The organism is Pseudodesulfovibrio thermohalotolerans, from assembly GCF_021353295.2.
Classification (GTDB): domain Bacteria; phylum Desulfobacterota; class Desulfovibrionia; order Desulfovibrionales; family Desulfovibrionaceae; genus Pseudodesulfovibrio; species Pseudodesulfovibrio thermohalotolerans.
Map to the genome: position 1 here is coordinate 3,016,102 of NZ_CP120635.1, position 13,164 is coordinate 3,029,265.

The window sequence follows — 13,164 nt, forward strand, 5'->3', positions numbered from 1 at the left end:
CATATGAATGCGTGCCAGCGCACACACTGTGCCGCAATCCGCACAGATCGTATTTGGAGGGCCCCCATCCAAACGCCCCTGCCGCAACCCTGAAAGCCTGATTCTGCGGGGGCCGACCGGCCCGGTCACCACTTTGTCACGGGGGTGGAACAATTCTTGATACATCGGGCACAACCGCAGAGGGGCAACAACGTCTGCGGTTGTGCCCCGAAGGCAGGTCATCGTGTCCGTGCAAGGGGTAAAGTTTTAAAATTCCGGCGTATTACGTGCGCCCCCAACCACGCCGAACAGACGGAGGAATGGATGAATTGGATTAAAATCGGGCTGCTGGGCTTGCTCATGCTCGCCCTCACGGCTGTGCCGGCCCAAGCTGAGGAGAAGGTGCCTGTTGCCTGGGGGGGGCTGGGCTCCACCTTTGGTCCTTGCGGGATGGGCTTCCCCTCCGGGGCACTCGCCGTGGGCGGCAACGTCTTCTTCGGCAAGAGCAACGGCATTTGGAAAAGCGACAGACGCCTCAACGGCAAGGCCAAGGCCACCAAATTCAACGAGATTTTCAAAACCCGCTACGGCATCATGAAGGGGCTCGACATCCGCACCGCGACCCCGATCTACAACGTACACATCGAGAAGCCCGACGCCCCCAACCGGGAAACCTACGGCATCGGAGACACAGGTGTACTGTTACACAAGACCCTGCTCACCCAGAAGGAAGGCGATCCGCTTTCGCTGGCCCTGGACTTCGGAGGCGTCGTCCCCACCGCGTCAGTGGGCAGCCATTCGTCCGACTCCGCGGGTACTGACACCTGGGGATTCATAGGCGGCATCGGCGCGACCTGGTTCTACGGAGCCAATAGGTTTGACTCCGAGGTCAACTACGCCACCTTTGCCGAAGGCGCGCATGACTACGAAAAGGGCGACCGCGTCCGCTGGAACCTGAGCTACGCCTTCGCACTGAGTGACCGCTGGGACATCGGAGCGGAGTCTCACTGGGAGATGAACGATGAATCCCGGAGTCTGGGCCGGGGCAACAACGACGCCTCCGTGGAATGGTACACCGGCCCCAAGGTTGTCTACAAGTACACTCCCTGGAAGCTCACTGCAGGCCTGATGGGCACCGTGCCCGTCCACCGTTGGTACGAAGGCAATAAGGTCGGTTCCGACGACTTCCGCGTGGAGTTCAAGCTGATGAAACTTTTTAATATTGGTTCCCTGTTCGACTAGGCACACCGCCTCGCAAAACGACCAAGGCCGGTTCCGCGTGGAACCGGCCTTTTTTCTTTCCAGGACGAGACGGTCCTACAGCTTGTAGGCGTCGATCTTGTCGTACAAGGTCCGGCGGCCGATACCCAGTATCTTTGCGGCCTTGGAGCGGTTGCCGTCGGATGAAGCCAATGCCTGGCGGATGGCCGTGATCTCGGCCTTCTCCACCGCCCGCTTGAGCGACACGGTGCCGTCCTCGACCCCGCCCGCCGAATCCGGGAAGCACATGGGATGGGCGCACAGGTCCTCAACGCTGATGACGTCGCCCTCGGCCAGAAGCACGGCCCGTTCGATAACGTTCTCCAGTTCGCGGATATTTCCTTTCCACGGAGCGTCACGCAGGGTCTGCATGGCTCCCGGCGTCAGCGACTGGACCGATTTGTTGTACCGCTCGTTAAACTTGCTCACGAAATGCCCCACAAACAGGACCATGTCTTCCTGCCGATTGCGCAGAGGGGGCAGGTGCAGGGGAATAACGGCCAGCCGGTAATACAGGTCCTTACGGAATTCCCCGGATTCGACCGCCTCGTCCAGGTTGCGGCTCGTGGCGGACAGAAAGCGGACGTTCACCTTGATGGGCGTGTTGCCGCCCACGGGCTTGATCTCCTTCTCTTGAATGGCCCGCAGCAGCTTGACCTGGGTGGACGGCGTCAGTTCGCCGATTTCGTCCAGAAAGACGGTGCCGCCCTGAGCCTCTTCGAGCAAGCCGCGCTTGGCCCGGATGGCCCCGGTGAAGGCGCCCTTCACGTGGCCGAAAAGCTCGCTTTCAAGCAGGTTCTCGGAAAGCGCGCCGCAATCGATAGTGAAAAACGGCTTGTCGGAGCGGGAACTGGAGTTGTGAATCCGCTTGGCGAACAGGGACTTGACCGTGCCGGTTTCGCCTTGGATAAGAATGGACACATCCGAGTCCGAGACCTTTTCGACCATGCCCATCATCTGCTGCATAAGCGTGGTGTTGCCTATGACCATGGACTTGGAGTCGGCCTTCTGCTCGCGCTGGCTGAATGTCTCCAGCTTGTGGTGCAGCCTCCCGTACTCGATGGCCCGGCGGGCCAACAGGGCCAGCTCCTGGGTCTTGAACGGCTTGGTAATGTAGTGGTATGCCCCGAGCTTGATGGCCTCCACCGCGCTCTCGATGCTTCCGGCCCCGGTCATGATGATGAACGGCTGGATGTGGTCGATGGACCGAATCTGCTTGAGCAGCTCCAGGCCGCTCATGGGCTCCATGGCCAGATCGCTGACCACCAGGTCGTAAGCGGTCTCGGACAGGGCCTTCCAGGCGTCGGCCCCGCAGGGAGCCGTATCCACCACGTACCCCTGACGTCCCAAGGAACGTTTCAAAACGCTGAGCAGGTCCTGCTCATCATCCACCAACAATATCTTTTCGGGCATGGCTTAGGTCTCCTTGACGTGGGCCGAGGGGAATTCCAGGAACATGCTGGTCCCCTTCCCCGGCTCGGATTCAGCGAAAATAATGCCGTCGTGCCGCTCGACCATACGGCGGGTAATGAACAGGCCAAGTCCGAAACCTCCCTTGCGCGAGGAGAAAAACGGCTCGAAAACCTGGGTCAGGTTGGGCCGCTCGATGCCCGTGCCTTGGTCCACGACCACTATGCGCACGGTCTCGTTCCCGTCCACCCCGGCCTTGGCCGCGCGGATAAGGATCGGCTCGTCCTCCCCGGTCACGGCCATCGAATTGAATATCAAGTTCATCAACACCTGCTGCAAGGCGCGTTCGTCGCCCCGGATGAACAGCGGCTCATCAGGCAAATCCAACTCCACCCGGTCCCGCTTCCGGCGGCTGCCCAGCAAGGTCAGGGCGTCCCGGATCAAGTCGCTCACCTCAAGGGTCCCCATGCTCATGGGCTTGGGCGTGGCCGCTTCGAGCAGCCCCTTCGTGATCTCGCCCGCGCGGATGGCGTTGCGCTGCACGGCCAGAAGCCCGTCCTTGACGTCCGACGCAAGGCCCTCCTCGAACATGAGGTCCTCGGCATTGGCCTGAATGACCCCCAGCGGATTGTTGATCTCGTGAGCCAGGGAAGCCGCCATCTTGCCTATGATGCCCAGCCGCTCAGACTGGATGAGTTCCTCCTCCATGCGATTGCGCTCGGTCACGTTGCGCGCGAACAAACAGGCCAAGAGTTGTGTCCGGACCGGCCCCTGGATAATCCGCCCGGCCACCTCCACCTCCATGGGCTGGCCCGCTGTGCCGACCATTTCCAGTTCGTGCTTGTCGCAGCCGTCATTGAAAACCTTCTTCAGGAAGGCCCCGATCTCGTCGGCATACTCGCGGGTGGTCAACTGTTGCAGGTACACCTCGCCCCCGGGCTCCGGGAAACGGAGCGAATGCCGGGCGCGCTCGTTGGCGTGGAGCACATGCCCCTCCTCGTTGACGAGGAAGATCATATCCGGCGAGGACTCGATCAGGTCGCGGTAACGCTGTTCTGTGCGGCGGAGGTCCTGTGTCACCCGGTCCACCCGCCTCTTCAGGGCGACGTTCCAGACAACGATGGCGATAAAAATGATCCCGGCGGCGGCGGACACTATGGCCACGTACTTGGCGTACCGCCGGACGCCGTCGGTGATGGTCGGCTTGCCGAACCACTTGTCGCGCAACTGGTCGGCCAGCCCCGCCTCCTGAAGACGATGGTAGGCGTCCCGGATTTTCGGCGCCAGATCGGGGTCCCGCCGGGAAACGATGATGCCCAGGGGGCTCTCCCCGAGGACCACGCCCTTCTTGAGGATGTTCGGGATCTGGTAGCGGTCGATGAGATCGTCGGCCACCCGCTCGGACGGAGCCACGAACACGTCCATGACCCCCTGGCTGACCATTGTCAGGGCCTCCAGGGGCGAACTAAGCCAGATAACGTCGTCGTTCAGCTTGATCTCCGAACTGTAAGGCGCGGAGGAGATGGCCACGACCTTCTTGTTCTCAAGATCGCGCAGACAGGTCACGGAACGACAGTTCTGGTTGACATAGAGATGGTGGCGCAGGCTGATGCCCACCGGAATCCAGACGGCGTTCAACGCCCGTGCCGTCTCCTCCGAATCGTGGGCCAGGATGTCCACCGTGCCCTTCATGAACATCTCGCGCCGCTTGCCCAGATCGTGAATGGCGCGAAATTCCATGTCCACGCCCATCAACTTGCCGAGCATGACCATCTCGTCCACGGAATAACCCCGCACCCCCTGCTTGCCGTCCTTGACGGCAAGAAAGGAAAAAGGCGGGGAGATGGCCCGGGTGCCGACGTGATAGACCGAACGGGCAAAGGCCTGCCCCTGGAAAAAAATCGGGAACAAGGCCAGGAAAAGCAAAATGGGGAAAACGATGCGTCGCATGGAAGTGAACTTATCGCAAAGCGGCCCGACGCGCCACCGTGGCGGGACAGGGTCCCGAAAACGCCGGAGCCCCCCGGCAGAAGGAGTGCCGGGGGAGCTCGGTGAGAGGAGGTTGATGATGTGTCGGTTCATCATTGTTCTCATGAAACGCTATTTCACGGCGCCGATCAGCACCGCCTTGTATCCCTTGCCGATGTCGTTGCGCGCATCGGAGTAAACCAGGACCATGTCCAGGAACCGCCCGGGCTTCAGCCCTTCCAGGGTGACGGCGATGTCGGCGGACTGTCCGGCCGGAACGGTCAGCTTGCCCTCCCAATACGTCTTCTTGAACTTTTGGGACTTGAGGGCCGTGACCTTCATGGGCGCGTCGCCCGCGTTGGTCACTGTCAGCGACACCTTGTTGGGCTTGGCTGCGGTCAGGGTCCCGAGCTCGACCTTGCGCGGGTTGACCTCCATGACCCCCATGGGGATCGGGTCGACGTAACCCACGATATGGATAACGTCCTCGGTCTTGCCGTTGTCGCCGCTAAACACATGGACGGTCTTGTCGAACTTTCCGGGATACTTAAATGTATGATACGTGATGACCATGGTGGCCGTCTCGCCCGGGGCCAGCCTGGTCTTGTCCAGCTTCGTGGAGGTGCAGGCGCAACTGGTGGAAACGTTGGCCACCACGGCTTCGGTCGAGGACGCGTTGGTCAGGGTGACGGTCTTTTGCGCGTCCGGGCCTTCCTGCATGTTGCCGAATTCGACTTTGAGGTCGCTTATCCTGAGCTGGCCCGCCGAAGCGGTTCCGGCCAGACAGACAACAAGGGCGAAAGCCAGTGCGATAATACGATGTTTCATGATGATCTCCTTTGTTGGCCCCGGCGTTCACAGTTCGGGCCTCTCGGTCCTCGTCTCCCCGGCGCGGATTGCGCCGGGGAGGTAACGCCGTGAACAAAGTTCATGAAACACGGAGTTCGGCACTGCTTTGCCGGGAGTTATTCCACGTTGCCTATGAGGACCGCCTTGTACCCCTTGCCGATGTCGTTGCGCGCATCGGAGTAAACCAGGACCATGTCCAGGAACCGCCCGGGCTTCAGCCCTTCCAGGGTGACGGCGATGTCGGCGGACTGTCCTGCGGGCACGGTCAGCTCGCCCTCCCAATACGTCTTCTTGAACTTTCGGGACTTGATGGCCGTGACCTTCATGGGCGCGTCGCCCGCGTTGGCCACCTTCAGGGACACCTTGTTGGGCTTGTCGGCGGCCAGGGTCCCGAGTTCGACCTTGCGCGGGTTGACCTCCATGACCCCCATGGGGATCGGGTCGACATAACCCACGATATGGATGACGTCCTCGGTCTTGCCGTTGTCGCCGCTGAACACGTGAACGGTCTTGTCGAACTTTCCGGGATACTTGAATGTGTTGTAGTTGATGACCATTTCCGTAGCTTCACCGGGGTTGAGGCGGCTCTTTCCAAGAGCAGTGGTGGTGCAGCTTCAGGACGTGGTCACGTTGCTGATGACGAGGACCTCCTTGCCCGCATTGGTCAAAGTGACCGTCTTGGAGGCCACCGGGCCTTCGGTCATGGACCCGAAGTCCACTTTCGCCTCGCTGACGACAAGCGGTTGGGCCGCGGCCGCGCCCGCCATGCAGACGAGCATGGCAAGGGCCAGGGCAATGGATTGCAAACGCATAATAGCTCCTTATTCTCCCCCGTGAACGAAACGGGATTTAACCTTGTAGTCGAAGTTCTTGTCCTGCCCCTCGGTATGGCAAGTCCGGCACAGGGCCTCGTCGGGATGGACCTTGAGGTCGGCCGGATCGCCGGACTGCGAATGCGCCAGGCCGGGGCCGTGGCAGGACTCGCACTGTACGTCTTTGAGTTCGGGGGTCAGATCCATATCGATAAAACCGCCGTCCGCATCCATGGCCACCACGTGGCAGCGCACGCAGCCCGGAACGGACTGCTTTTCCTCGCCCTGGTGCTTGAGGTCCTCGAAAGCGCGGGCATGGGGGGTTGTCTTCCACCCCTTCACGATCTCAGGGTGACACTCGCCACAGGCGGTGTAGCCCACGAAATCGCCGAACAGCTCGGCTTGGGCGGCGGCAGCGGCCAGGGAGACTGCGAAGCAGGCGACGGCTATGATGAGCAGCAGACGGTTCATGACCTACCTCCGGCTAGCAGTTGCAGTCCGATGCTGCCTCTATGAAGATAAACTTGTCGAGCTTCCGCAGCAGGGAGTTGTCCACGCCGTCGATGTCGAGCAGTTCGGACATGTCCACGAACTCGCCGTTTTCCTCTCGGACGTTGACAATTTCCTGAGCCAGCTCATGGCTGATGCCTTCGATGGCTTCGAGCTGCTCGACGGTAGCTACGTTCAGGTTGAGCTTGCCGTCATTGTCGGCGGCGAAGACGGTGGAAGCGGACAGGGCCAGAGCCAGCAGCAGTGCGAAAGCGATGCAGATCTTTTTCATGATCGTTGCTCCTAATGGGTTACCAGCCAAGATAGTGGTGGCTGTACATGAAGAACCAGGCCAGACAGGAGATGGCTCCGCTGGCGATGCCGGAAACGGTTTTCCTGAAAGGCGAAGCCGACTCGCGGTCCGCCTTGAACACACCCATGTACAGGGCCGCAGTGGTCAGGAGGACCAGCAGGACCGCGAACAGGGGCAGGATGACGTAATAGATGCCGTGCATGATAGCCTCCTAAAGCAGGCCAAGGTACTGGCTGACGGTGATGACGGCCATGATGGCCACGGCGAACAGAATGCCCAGGGTATCCCGGTCCTGCTCTTCCACGCCCTTGTTGGCCATGTAGTCGAAGCCGGTTTCATCGGTGGTGTGCGTATGTCTTGTCATCTCGATACTCCTATTAGGCCGCGAGAAGGCCGGTTTTGGCGCACAGGGCGATGGCGGCGAGCAGCAGGACGATGCGCAGGACACCGGCAACGGCGGTCACCGCGACGCCCTTGAAGCCGTGCTGGGTGATCTCGCGGAAGGACATGGACAGGCCGAGTGCGCCCGCGGCCAGGGAAAAGTCCCACTTGACCATCTCGAAGATGGCGTGGTGAGCGGGCTCCTTGAACAGGTGCAGGCAGGTCAGGACCCACAGGAAGACGAACACGCCGAGCCAGATCGGGAAGGTCTTGATGCCCCGGGTTGCCATCACGGTTTCGTCGTCGCGCCGCCTGAGCTTGCGCACGAACATGACGATGAAGACGTACAGGAATCCGGCGGGCATGATGACATGGCGGCCGACGTCGTACCAGGTGGCCCAGCGTCCGGCCTCGTAGCTGCTGCCGAAAGCGGCGAACAACGACTGGGCGTTGTTGCCCACGCCCACAACGGACGCGAGGCCCATGGCCTTGGGGGTCAGCCCGATCCAGTCGCCCAGCACGGGCAGCAGGAACATGGAGACGAGCCCGAAGCCGATGACGCAGGCAGTGGAATGCACGACCTGACCGCCCTTGGCCTTGATGAGCGGCATGAGAATGGCGCAGACGTGGGGATCGCCGGTGGCCAGGCCGCCCGCGATGATGGAGCCGTGGCGGTCATCGAGCTTGAACAGCTTCGAGATCCACAGGGTCATGGTCGCAGTCAGGAACAGGAACACTGTGCAGATCAGGATGGGGGCCGCGCCGAGTTTGAAGGCGTGGCCGATCATGAAATGCGGAGCCAGCATGATGATGCCCAGGGGCATGAGCATGTGGATATAAGACAGGCCGCGCTTCCAGCAGTCCGGCACGCCGAAGACGTTGCCGATTATCAGGCCGAGCAGCAGCGGATTCCACACGAAGTTGGAGTTGAGCACCTGAAAGAAGGACTGGTGGTGCACCGGGCCGATGACCCCGTCCAGCCAGGCGAACAGGTTCTGCAGGGTGAACGGGTTGGGCACCCCTGCCAGGTTGTTGCTGAAGATGGCGACGAAGAACATCGCCAACAGGCCGGGCAGGACCGCCTTCAGTCCGTAGAGGGCGCTGAACCAGGATTTACGGCCCAGGTCGTAGTTTATTGCCATGCTATCGGTATTCATTGCATTTCCTCGTAATGTCTTAACAACCCGCTAGCGGCGGATGTGGGCGGAACCGCCGGTGTTCACAGAACCGCTGACCTTCTCTTGCGGGGCCTTGGAGCCGACGCGCCAATGATCCATGAAGCCGAGGCGCGGGAGCATGGACAGACGCAGGAAGCCTTCGATGGTCCCGTTCACGCCGACCAGCACGTCCACGTTGTTGCGCGGGCGGAAGGCCAGGTTGTCGGTCTTGTGCACCTCGCCCTTGTATTCGGTCTCGATATGCCACGCGTGGACCATCTCGCCGTCGAAGCTGTCGAGCACGATGCGGAACAGCGGCTCGCCCTTCTCGTTCTTCGGGCCGTCGTACACGGGGTGATCCTTGTCCAGAATGATCGGCTCGGGGTTGTCGAGAAGCACCTCGTTGAGCTGGTAGCAGTGGCCGCACACGTCCGGGCGGACCATGAAGCGCGGGTCGTACTCGAAGGGAGTGTCGCGCTCCAGTTCCTGGATGCCGGTGAACAGCCAGAGGTTGGCCTTGCCGCCCTTGTAGGGATGCTTGAGATCCATCTCGGCCATGACCGAACCGACCTTGAACTGCATCATGCGGGCGGTTTCCATGTGCTGGGGCAGAAGCTCGCGAGCCTTGTCGTTCAGCGGCCCGACGGTCTTGGCTGCGACGACCTTGCCGGCCTTGTCCATCAGGGAGAGGTCGATGGTCCCGGCCTGCGTGTCGAGGCCGTCGCAGCGCAGGGTGTACTTGCCGAGCGGGGCGGTTTCACCCGCACCGAGGGCCAGCCCCTTGGGCTTCTTGTAGGTGTAGCTGATGCTTTGCAGCGAAGGAGTGCCGAACTCCTTGATCTTCACGTAGTTGGAGCCGATATACTCGGGCTGGATGTAGGTCGCGCCCTCGGAGAAGAGATCGGGCATGAAGTAACGGTCGTCGGCCGACTTGTCTTCGCTCAGTCCCTGGGCCAGGTAGAAGTGCGCGCCCCAGCGGTTGCCGGAGTACTTCATCAGCGACAGGGAGGCCACGGGACGGTCATCCAGATAGGTCTGGCCGGTGTAGCGCAGCGCCTTGTTGCGCACGCCGAGCAGCTCGTCCTGCCAGTACATCAGGTTGCCGTCGCCCATGGGCTGGTTCTTCCAGAAGTCCAGGTCGAAGTTCTTGCGAACGAAGGTCCCGGAGGTGAAAGTGGTCAGGTAGGCCCGCTTGCCCAGCAGGAAGAAGCTCTCCCCGGCCAGGGTGCGGATGTTGCGCGCGTTGCGCGAGGTGTAGCACAAGCCTGCGGGCGGAATGACGATCCGGTTATTGCGATAGTCCACGTAGGAGCCGCGAACCATGACGGCCTCGGCCGACAGAAGGCGTTCCTTCTTGCGGTTTCGCGTAACCTTGCGCATGAGGCCCTTGAGCCTGGGCACGAAAGGCGCGGTATGATCGGGCTCGTAGAAGGAGGCGTCGGACACGGCCTTGGGGTAGGAGGTGAACTTGGACTCCTCGACCACGGTGCCGTAGGAGGAATCCGCCAGCCGGGTCAGGAAGGAACGCTCGATCATCGGCTCAAGCACAGGCGAGGAGCCGAGGAAGAAGTCGATATCGTTCTTTCCCTCTTCGGGCCACATGACCATGTTGTCCGTGCGCATGAAGTAGTAGTCGCGCACGTACAGATCGCGGACCACATCCCCGTCGATACCGTCGACCACCACCTTGAAGGCCTCGCGATTCCAGATATCCGAGTACTTGACCGGACCGTCATAGGAAGTCGTGTCCTTGTCGAAAACGATCTCGCGATTGTTTTCGAGAAGCAGGCGATGGAGCATCCCGGTCTTGAGATTGGGTTCGAGAACCACGTTGTACCGGTCATCCAGAGGCCAGGGCTGGCCGTTCTTGACGGTGACCAGATCGCGGTAGACCACGAAGGAGAAACGACCTGAGGAATAGCCGTGGGACTTGCCCGTGGACCAGGGCACGAAGTCCGAGTCCTTGAGGAAGGAAGGATCGATTACGATTTCCACCCGCATGTCCAGCTCGGGGATGGTCAGGCTGTACTTGTCCAGCTCGCCCGGGCGGGTCTTGTATTCCTGGGCGGTGGTCGGCTTGACCAGTTTCTCGGCCAGGACCTCGCTGCCGGTGAAGTTGGTCACGCGGACCAAAAACCCGTCAGGCTGCCTGAAGGCGTAAATGCGCTTGTTGAAATAGTAGCGGTAGTCCTCCTGGCGCAATTCCAGGATGATGGGCCGCTGGAGGGAGAAGGTGGCCTCGGTGATCTCCGGGAACTCGATGGAGGCGAATTCTGCCTCGTCGAAGTCCACGTTCCGGGCGACGTATTTGCTGGCACCGAAATAATAGGTGTTGTCCAGGTAGAACTTCTCCAACTGGGGATTGAGCCCTTCTTCGAGGCTGATCTTCCGGACCTCCTCCCGCTTGGGGAACTTGGAGGCGATGGGGAACTCCAGCGGGAAGCCGCCCGAGGGCGAGATGACCGCGAACTCGGCGTAGGGCACGTCGTAGTGGTCGGTGGAATAGTCGAACCACAGCCGGTAGCCCGAGTCGCCCAGCGGAGAGCGGTCGCCCTTCTTCAGGGCCACGTCGCGGAAAGTCCGCATGGAGGTCTTGAGGTCCACCAGATAGGTGTGTTCGCCCAGAACCAGGAACGGGTCGCGCATGAGCGGCCTAGCGTCGTGGGACGTCTCGGACAGGTAGAACAGCCCGCCGGGCTGCACCGTGGCCTTGCCCTCCGCGATCTCGCTGCCGCGCAGCACGATCGCCTCGGTCAGGCTCTTTTTCTGTCCGAACTGGTTCTTGAAGACCTTGTTCCGGAGACCCGCCAGATGCGGCAGGAAGGTCATGTCCGCGGACGGCGACAGGCCGTGCGGATCGGTTGCGGCCGTCCCGGCGCCCGGAAGCGCGAGGAGCAGTGCCATGGCAAGGGCCAGTACTCTGAATGTGTGTTGCATATCCCTGTTTCCTGAAAAGCTGAGTTCAACGTCCTATGGACAACCTGCCCTTCCTGGAAACAAGAAGCGTACCAACCCGACGTTTTTCCACTTTCTCCTTCTTTTTCAGACTATTATAAAAAAACGACAAAAAGGCCGCTCAACGCTTGTGTGCGATTGGCCGCACAGCAAAAACCTCGTGTGTTTGACCCTACGCACACTCACGGGCGGGGCCGGATGCAAATGAGCCCGCCCGCCGCAGGGGTGCTTCGCGGCGGACGGGCAGGTGCCGGGACAGGCCCGGACTTGTCGACGTTGCGGCCGGTCAGAGCCCCACGTTCTTGAGATCCTCGCCCAGATACTCGCGCTCGTTCTCGCCGAGGATGCCGAGAGAGAGGCAGATGAGCGTCCACAGGTGGACCACCGGGAACCCGGCCTCGTAGTGTTCGCTCAGATCATGGATCTGGGAGTGGCAGTTGTGGCACGGCGCGATGCAGTAGTCGGCCTTGGTCCTGAGAATCTGCTCCAGCTTGATCTTGCCGTAGGCCCGCCGCTCCTCCGCGAAGCCGGATTGCAGGAATCCGCCCCCGCCGCCGCAGCAATAGTTGTTTGACTTGTTGGGCCACATGTCGATGAAGTTCTCCTCACCCACCACGGACTTGACCACGAAGCGCAGGTCCTCGGCCACCGGGTCGCGCAGGGACTTGCGGACCAATTGGCAGGGGTCCTGAACCGTGAAGGTCACGCCCAGGTCCTTGTTCCAGTCGGAATTGACCGGCAGCTTGCCCTCGCGAATCCACTTCGCGTACAGACGAATGATGGACTCCATCTCGAAGCTGTGCTCAACGTTGTATTTTTGCAGTCCGGCCCGGACCGCGTAGAATTCGTGTCCTCACTCCGTATTGAGCCAGACTTTGCACTCCAGGTCCTCCACCGCCTTGGCCTTGTTCCGGACCACCTTCTCCCACGAATCGTCGTCGGCCAGGAACATGCAGTAGTTCTCGGCGGCCCACCCCTTGGTGGAGTAGGTCCAGTCCGCGCCGACAAGATTGAGTATCTTCCACAGCGGGACCATCTCATCCGGCTCGGTTACCGGCTCGCGCGAATTCTGGTTAAGGAAGTAATAGGCCCCCTTCCTGTCGATGGACACCTCCAGGTTCTCCATGCCCGGCTGGGTCTCGCGGACCTCTTCGAGGACATCCTCGACCACGAACTTGAAGTCCTCGCTGGACGCGCCCATGGCGCTGTTGCCCGGCGTGGACAGGGCCTGCTCGCAGGACCCGAGAATCCCCTTGGGACGCTCCTCGCGGGGCCAGGACTGGCGGCAGTAGTAGACCAACTGCGGGATATCCACCTCCATGGGACAGGCGTGGACGCACCGCCGGCACATGGTGCACAGCCAGACCCACGGCGTGGACCGGATTTCCTCCTCCTGGCCGTAGAGGGCCAGGCGCAGGAACCTGCGCGGGTCCATGTCGTGCATCCCCGTGGCCGGGCAGCCCGAGGAGCAGGCACCGCAGGCCAGGCACATGTTCAGATTGCCGCCCTCGGGCAACAGTTCCTTGACCTTATCCACCAACGCCGACCGCTTCGGCTCGATCAGCAGTTCCGCAGCTTCGCCCATGGTTCA

General features: G+C 61.3%; 12 protein-coding genes. 1 reads left to right on the forward strand and 11 read right to left on the reverse strand.

All coding sequences use genetic code 11. The annotated features are described in order from the left end of the window. The first annotated feature begins 303 nt into the window (after positions 1 to 303). Positions 304 to 1,221 carry a transporter gene (locus LF599_RS14105; RefSeq protein WP_279521220.1) on the forward strand — a complete coding sequence of 306 codons (918 nt, stop codon included), beginning with the start codon at positions 304 to 306 and terminating at the stop codon, positions 1,219 to 1,221. Between the two features lie 75 nt (positions 1,222 to 1,296). Here LF599_RS14105 and LF599_RS14110 read toward each other — a convergent pair whose 3' ends face one another. The 11 genes from LF599_RS14110 to LF599_RS14165 all read right to left on the reverse strand — a co-directional run bounded on the left by LF599_RS14110 (position 1,297) and on the right by LF599_RS14165 (position 13,158). After that, the gene (locus LF599_RS14110; RefSeq protein ID WP_279521221.1) at positions 1,297 to 2,652 is read right to left on the reverse strand and encodes a sigma-54-dependent transcriptional regulator; all 1,356 of its coding nucleotides are present in this window, start codon (positions 2,650 to 2,652) and stop codon (positions 1,297 to 1,299) included. Positions 2,653 to 2,655: 3 nt separating this feature from the next. Further along, positions 2,656 to 4,599 (reverse strand): ATP-binding protein, encoded by a 1,944-nt coding sequence (locus LF599_RS14115; protein ID WP_279521222.1) that lies wholly within the window; start codon positions 4,597 to 4,599, stop codon positions 2,656 to 2,658. 150 nt (positions 4,600 to 4,749) lie between these two features. Beyond that, positions 4,750 to 5,445, reverse strand: a complete 696-nt coding sequence (locus LF599_RS14120; RefSeq protein WP_279521223.1) for a DUF1573 domain-containing protein — start codon at positions 5,443 to 5,445, stop codon at positions 4,750 to 4,752. A gap of 137 nt (positions 5,446 to 5,582) precedes the next feature. Further along, entirely contained in the window at positions 5,583 to 6,278 is a 696-nt protein-coding gene (locus LF599_RS14125) for a DUF1573 domain-containing protein (protein ID WP_404823712.1), read from the reverse strand. A gap of 9 nt (positions 6,279 to 6,287) precedes the next feature. Further along, the gene (locus tag LF599_RS14135) at positions 6,288 to 6,749 is read right to left on the reverse strand and encodes a cytochrome c family protein (protein ID WP_279521224.1); all 462 of its coding nucleotides are present in this window, start codon (positions 6,747 to 6,749) and stop codon (positions 6,288 to 6,290) included. Positions 6,750 to 6,762: 13 nt separating this feature from the next. After that, positions 6,763 to 7,059: a ComEA family DNA-binding protein gene (locus LF599_RS14140; RefSeq protein ID WP_279521225.1), complete on the reverse strand. Its 297-nt coding sequence runs from the start codon at positions 7,057 to 7,059 to the stop codon at positions 6,763 to 6,765. 19 nt (positions 7,060 to 7,078) lie between these two features. Beyond that, positions 7,079 to 7,282, reverse strand: coding sequence for a hypothetical protein (locus tag LF599_RS14145; protein ID WP_269943524.1), 204 nt, complete (start codon positions 7,280 to 7,282; stop codon positions 7,079 to 7,081). 9 nt (positions 7,283 to 7,291) lie between these two features. Further along, positions 7,292 to 7,444, reverse strand: a complete 153-nt coding sequence (locus LF599_RS14150; RefSeq protein ID WP_269943523.1) for a hypothetical protein — start codon at positions 7,442 to 7,444, stop codon at positions 7,292 to 7,294. A 13-nt stretch (positions 7,445 to 7,457) separates the two neighbouring features. After that, positions 7,458 to 8,618, reverse strand: a complete 1,161-nt coding sequence (locus tag LF599_RS14155; protein WP_269943522.1) for a putative sulfate exporter family transporter — start codon at positions 8,616 to 8,618, stop codon at positions 7,458 to 7,460. Positions 8,619 to 8,648: 30 nt separating this feature from the next. After that, positions 8,649 to 11,555: a hypothetical protein gene (locus tag LF599_RS14160; RefSeq protein ID WP_269943521.1), complete on the reverse strand. Its 2,907-nt coding sequence runs from the start codon at positions 11,553 to 11,555 to the stop codon at positions 8,649 to 8,651. Between the two features lie 304 nt (positions 11,556 to 11,859). Next, a complete protein-coding gene (locus LF599_RS14165; protein ID WP_279521226.1) occupies positions 11,860 to 13,158 on the reverse strand; it encodes a (Fe-S)-binding protein in 1,299 nt (432 codons plus the stop codon). Positions 13,159 to 13,164: the final 6 nt, after the last annotated feature.

What these genes read in the sequence shown, in the direction of transcription:
- LF599_RS14105 (WP_279521220.1), top strand. Translation starts at nt 304, where the DNA reads ATGAATTGGATTAAAATCGGGCTGCTGGGCTTGCTCATGCTCGCCCTC.
- LF599_RS14110 (WP_279521221.1), bottom strand. Translation starts at nt 2,652, where the DNA reads ATGCCCGAAAAGATATTGTTGGTGGATGATGAGCAGGACCTGCTCAGC.
- LF599_RS14115 (WP_279521222.1), bottom strand. Translation starts at nt 4,599, where the DNA reads ATGCGACGCATCGTTTTCCCCATTTTGCTTTTCCTGGCCTTGTTCCCG.
- LF599_RS14120 (WP_279521223.1), bottom strand. Translation starts at nt 5,445, where the DNA reads ATGAAACATCGTATTATCGCACTGGCTTTCGCCCTTGTTGTCTGTCTG.
- LF599_RS14135 (WP_279521224.1), bottom strand. Translation starts at nt 6,749, where the DNA reads ATGAACCGTCTGCTGCTCATCATAGCCGTCGCCTGCTTCGCAGTCTCC.
- LF599_RS14140 (WP_279521225.1), bottom strand. Translation starts at nt 7,059, where the DNA reads ATGAAAAAGATCTGCATCGCTTTCGCACTGCTGCTGGCTCTGGCCCTG.
- LF599_RS14145 (WP_269943524.1), bottom strand. Translation starts at nt 7,282, where the DNA reads ATGCACGGCATCTATTACGTCATCCTGCCCCTGTTCGCGGTCCTGCTG.
- LF599_RS14150 (WP_269943523.1), bottom strand. Translation starts at nt 7,444, where the DNA reads ATGACAAGACATACGCACACCACCGATGAAACCGGCTTCGACTACATG.
- LF599_RS14155 (WP_269943522.1), bottom strand. Translation starts at nt 8,618, where the DNA reads ATGAATACCGATAGCATGGCAATAAACTACGACCTGGGCCGTAAATCC.
- LF599_RS14160 (WP_269943521.1), bottom strand. Translation starts at nt 11,555, where the DNA reads ATGCAACACACATTCAGAGTACTGGCCCTTGCCATGGCACTGCTCCTC.